At 32.4% G+C, this 3,760-nt stretch carries 3 protein-coding genes; all 3 read left to right on the forward strand.

The features are described 5' to 3' along the window. Positions 1-1,337 (forward strand): phage terminase large subunit (gene terL, locus B6S12_RS10315; protein ID WP_111230693.1); only part of this gene is annotated, 1,337 nt, incomplete at its 5' end. Next, positions 1,330-2,703, forward strand: coding sequence for a phage portal protein family protein (locus tag B6S12_RS10320; protein WP_111230694.1), 1,374 nt, complete (start codon positions 1,330-1,332; stop codon positions 2,701-2,703). The genes terL and B6S12_RS10320, both read left to right, overlap by 8 nt. Next, on the forward strand, positions 2,693-3,760 hold a 1,068-nt coding region (locus B6S12_RS10325; protein ID WP_111230695.1), incomplete at its 3' end, for a phage head morphogenesis protein. The genes B6S12_RS10320 and B6S12_RS10325, both read left to right, overlap by 11 nt.

The raw sequence follows: 3,760 nt of genomic DNA on the forward strand, positions 1-3,760 counted from the left end.
ACGCCATAGCTGCACCAAGAGCTCATGGTAAATCCACTTACACTTCACAACTCTTTCCTTTGTGGTGTTTGGTTTTTAACTATAAAAGCTTTATAGTAGAGATTTCAGATGCAGTTGAGCTTATGGAGGGAATGCTAGAAGCTATAAAAGCAGAGCTTGAAGATAATCCGCATTTAAAGCTTGACTTTCCTAGTGTTGTAGGCATTGGCAAGACTTGGCGTGTAGGAGAGTTTGTAAGCAATAATGGTGTAAAGATTAAAGCCTTTGGAAGTGGTAAAAGACTGCGTGGGGTTAGATATGGGGTTAAAAGACCAGATTTAGTTATTTTAGATGATTTAGAAAATGATACTAATGTCAGAAGCAAAGACCAAAGGGATAAATTAGAAGATTGGGTGGATGAAGCGGTTTTAAACTTAGGAAGTGCCGATGGAAGTTTAGATGTGCTTTATGTGGGGACAATTTTACACAATGATAGCGTTTTGGCTAGAAAGCTAAAGCTAGGGTTTTGGAATCCTAAAGTATTCCGCTCTATTGAAGAGTTTCCACAAAGGCTTGATTTATGGGATGAATACGCCACGCTTTATAGAAATAGCGATTTTAATACCGCTCATCAATTTTATTTAAAAAATAAAGCTTTAATGGATAAAGGGGCTAAGGTTCTTTGGAATGAGGCTAAAAGCTTAGAAGATTTAATGAAGCTAAGGGCTGAAAATCTAAAAGCTTTTAATAAAGAGCAGCTTAATAACCCAAGAAGTGAAAATCAAATCTTTAGCCTTGATAGCATTAACTTTTATGATGTTTTACCGCCAATTAGCCAGTATTATATGTATATCGATCCTGCAGGAGAAAAAGCAAAAAGTGATTTTACTGCAATTACCATTATCGGTAAAGGCACAAAGGGCTTTTATGTAGTAGAAAGCATCGTAAAAATCTTAAAAGCACAAAGTATTATAAAAACCATTTTTAATCTTCAAAAGATTTATAAATGTCGTTTGATTGAAATTGAAACCAATGGCGGACAATTTTTCTTAAAAAAATGGATACAAGAAAAAAGCTTAGAGAGTGGAGTATTTTTGCCTTTGCGTGGCAAAAACAATAGCGTTAGTAAGTTTGAACGCATTGAGAGTTTAAGCCTTGCCTTTGAAAATGAAGAGCTTTTTTTACATAAAAGCCAAAGTATGCTCATAAGTCAGCTTTTAGAATTTCCAGAAGGCAAAAATGATGATGCACCTGATAGCTTAGCAGGAGCTTTTTTACTAGCTAGAGTTAAATCAAGCATTAAAAGAAGAAATCACAATATAAGAGTAAGAAGCCCACAAAGGAGAGTTTATGTTTAAAAGATTATTTGCGTTTAAAAAAGAAAATAAGAATAAAAGAGAAATACTTTTAAAAAACAATACTTTAATAGATAATCTTTTATCTTCTAGCTTTTTAAGCTTTGAGCATATTAGCCAAGAAAGCCAAAGAATGATTTTTAAAGACCTAAGCTTTTCTCAAAGCCACCAATCAAGAAGGAGCGTGATTTTAGCAAAAGAGTTACAAATTATTTGTGAGAATGAAGAGATTAAGACAAACTTTTTAGAGCTTTTTAATCCTGATTTAATAGGACAGATTTTAGAAACTTATCTTTATGGTTTAAATGTTTTTGAAGTTAATTACAAGTTAAAAAGTGGTTTTTATTATCCCATTTTAAAGCAAAGAGATTTTAGAAATTTTAGCTTTAATGAAGAAGGGGAGCTTTGTTTTAAAGGTTTTGGAACTGAAGAGGTGGTAGAAGAGAGAAAGGCAATTTATGGGCTTTTTGGTTCTAATTTCTTACAAAGAAATGGCGATGCACTTCTTTTAAAACTCTTTTTCCCTATAAAGCTAAAAAATGCTTCTTTAAAATTTTGGATGGAGTTTTTAGAACGCTTTGGCTCTCCTTGGGCAGTTGCAAAAACAGATAGCGATCCTGATGCACTAGCCAGTGAAGTGTATTCTATGCTTCAAGGAGATAGTGCAGTCATTGACAAAGAAGAGGAGCTAGAGCTTATCCAGCCAAGCACTAAGGCAAATTATAATGAAATTATTGATTATTTAGATAATCAAATAAGAAGTGTAATTTTAGGAGCAAATCTAAGCTCACAAGTAAGTGGGGGCTCTTTAGCAGCTGCAGAATCTCATAATGAAATTAGAAAAAATTTAGCAGAACAAGATGCCAAAATTGTGCTTTTTGTGCTAAATCGTGCTTTGAAATTTTTTAAAGAGATTAATGGTTTTAAAGATGAGCTAAAAGTGCAATTTTTTAGCGAAAGCAATCCTAAGCTAGATTTGTGCGAGAGGGACTATAAGCTTTATTCTATGGGGTTTGTTTTTGAAGAAGAATATTTAAAAAGCACTTATAATATTCAAGGCTCTTTACAAAAAGCGCAAGTTATAGAGCCAAAAAATCCTAATAATCACTTTTTAAACAGCAATAAACCCCAAAATAAAGATGCAATTGATAAGGCTTTAGAGGAAGAAGAGTTTATAGAATTTTTAAAAGAGACAGAAAGCAAACTAGATAAAAGCCTTACAGATTTCATCAATAATTCTACAAGCTATGAAGAGCTTTTTGAAATCTTGCTAGAGAAACAACCAAACTTAAATAAAGAGAAGTTTGAAAAGCTTTTAATCAATGCTTTAAATAATTCTAGCATTTTAGGTATTAGCAATGATGATTAGCTTTTTTAAGGAGCCTACAAGAGCTTTAGAAATCTTGCAAAGCAAAAAAGCAAAGCTAGATTATGATGAAATAGCTCATAATAACCATAAACAAGTCTTTACGCTTTCAAAGCTTACAGATTTGGGGCTTTTAAAAGATATGCAAAATTCTTTAATAAAAGCTTTAAAAAATGGGGATAAGTTTGAAACTTGGAAAGAAAACATAAAACCCAAACTAAAAGCAAAAGGTTGGTTAGGACATGCACAAGAAGGAAAATTTGATGATGCAAGATTAAAAAAGATTTTTGATAATGAAATGCGAGGAGCTAGGGCTAGAGCCAATTATGAGAATATTATAAAATCTAGCAAAACACATTTAATGTATGTAACTAAAGAGGATAATAAGGTGCGTCCTAAGCACCAAAGCTTTAATGGGATTATTTTACCCAAAGAGCATTCTTTTTGGGATAGTCATATCCCTTATGAAACAATGCATGATTTTGGTTGTAGGTGCATTGTGGTTGGACTAGGTAGAAGTGAAGTAGAAAAGCAAGGGGGAGAAAGCAAAGGTTTTGGAAATACTAAGAGTAAAAGAGCTAATCAAAAAGAAGACTACACTGCCACTCTTTATGAAGAAAGAGCCAAAGAAGTCATTGCTAATTTTGTGAAACTAGAGCTTTTAACCCCTGCTAAAAAGATAAGCAAAGAGCTAAAAAGTTTCAAAAAAGAAAGGGAGTTATATACTTGGCAAAAAGGCTTAGAAGATATGGTGGAGGAAGTGATTGTTAAAGATAATCAAAAATATCCTATTAATTTTATCCAAGTAGGCAAAATGGATAAAACCACAAAAGAATTTTTAGAAAAACTCAATAAAAAAGATTTAGAAGACTTATATTTTACCCTAAGCAAAAACAATCTCTTACACGCCTCTCCAAAAAGAAAAGATAAATACAATCAAGGTTTAAGGGTTGAAGAGATTAAAGAGATTGTAAAAGTTTTAGAAGAAGCAAAAGAGGTTTATTGGGATAGTGCAAATAATTCTTTGTTGTATTTCTTTGAAGATAAAAAGGATTCTAGT

This window comes from Helicobacter valdiviensis (genome assembly GCF_003245365.1).
Lineage (GTDB): Bacteria > Campylobacterota > Campylobacteria > Campylobacterales > Helicobacteraceae > Helicobacter_D > Helicobacter_D valdiviensis.